The organism is Bacillus sp. JJ1521, from assembly GCF_036965165.1.
In the GTDB taxonomy this organism is placed as follows: Bacteria; Bacillota; Bacilli; order Bacillales; family Bacillaceae_L; genus Ferdinandcohnia.
Window position 1 is genome coordinate 1 of the sequence record NZ_JBALOX010000304.1, and the last position, 1,035, is coordinate 1,035.

Consider the following 1,035-nt stretch of genomic DNA (forward strand, 5'->3'; position numbering starts at 1 on the left):
TATCTATCCTATTCAAATTCCCACAAGATCGTCATGTCGCCTGACTCCTCGACAACGAAGACATCTTGGTGGATGGTGAAGGTGCCGTATATGCTTTTGTAGGTCTGGGTGATGGGCACCTTGTAGACGTCATGGAAGATGGTAGTGTCCTTCGTCATCTGCCAGGTTTTTAGTTTTTCTGCATCATCCACCGTGAATTTGAATGTATCGGTCCCAAAATGACCAACAAATACATGGTTGCGCTGCTGGATGTAGTCTGCTTTTTCAAACCGCTTTTGCATCAGGGGATGGAATAATTCCCATGAACTTCTGAAATCGGCATCCTGTTCGAATTTATAAAAGGAGTGGACAAGCTCCTTCGCTTTCTCCTCCGGTGATGTGCGAAACAGTGAAAGAACAAGAATAAAAATAAGTATGACCCCAACTGATCCCAAAATCAGCGGAATGGGCAATCTTCGTCGTCGTCTCATATGTAAACAAATGCCCCCTTAAGCTTGTTTACTATTATGGATATGCCCCTGGAAAGTTGTCCTAGTACAAGAATCTTTGCTTGGATTCGGTTTGGGACATCAGACCTGTCCTAAGACCCTCAAAGCAAAAAAAATAGCCCAGAGCCTAAGCCCTAGCGCTAAATTTACTAAATCGAGTTAAAAACGGACGACGTGGTCCTTTGCCGTATCTCACAAAATAAAGCCGATCCTCAATTCTTTTATAAAAACGAATTCTCACGAACCATAATGGTGTCCAAATTTCTCTAAACGTATAATAAGGCACTTTTAGCTCTCCTCCCCCAATCGAAAAGATAACTCTCAATCTATTATATTTTGAATTTTTGGAATTTATTAAATGAATGATAGCATGTCTGGGTTGATAAAAATGTGGAATCGTGTAGAAAAAAATTTAATTATTTCGGTCAATTCTAGACAAAAATCGCTAAAAAACGTCTGTTTTAGGAAAGTTGCCTCGAAAAAACCCCAATAATCACTATAAATTTACATCGATTTTCCCAATATACTTTTTTGTAATACATTGGTA

At 39.3% G+C, this 1,035-nt stretch carries 1 protein-coding gene; it reads right to left on the reverse strand.

Annotated elements, in window-relative coordinates; translation table 11 throughout:
• Positions 1–8: 8 nt before the first annotated feature.
• On the reverse strand, positions 9–470 hold the full coding sequence (locus V7147_RS25110) for a hypothetical protein (RefSeq protein WP_335370520.1): 462 nt from the start codon (positions 468–470) through the stop codon (positions 9–11).
• Positions 471–1,035 lie beyond the last annotated feature (565 nt).

Coding starts and splice junctions, on each gene's coding strand:
- V7147_RS25110 (WP_335370520.1), bottom strand. CDS start 470: ATGAGACGACGACGAAGATTGCCCATTCCGCTGATTTTGGGATCAGTT.